The following is a 252-nucleotide window of genomic DNA, read 5'->3' on the forward strand; positions in this document are numbered from 1 at the left end:
CTGCAGCCTCCCTTGACATGGAAGACTGTTCATACCCGATTTACCGCGACCACCGACAAGGCACCCCGATGACGGGGGACTGCTCGGCGCGGCGTGGCGGCAGCGGTTCCGGGCTACGCCCTTCACCAGACTTTATCTGCCCCGTAGACCTGCATGTTGCTCTGCCAGACTCGCTTGATCTCGGGCTGCAGGAGCGCATCGCGTTTCGCTCGCGCGCACAGCCGCGACGGATCACGAAGCTGTGCAGCGTGG

1 pseudogene is annotated in these 252 nt (G+C 64.3%); it reads right to left on the reverse strand.

The annotated features are described in order from the left end of the window. Positions 1-125: 125 nt before the first annotated feature. Positions 126-252: pseudogene (locus GWC77_RS28775) on the reverse strand (IS3 family transposase); the annotation flags it as partial.

It is taken from the genome of Paraburkholderia sp. NMBU_R16 (assembly GCF_013282575.1).
Taxonomy (GTDB): Bacteria; Pseudomonadota; Gammaproteobacteria; order Burkholderiales; family Burkholderiaceae; genus Trinickia.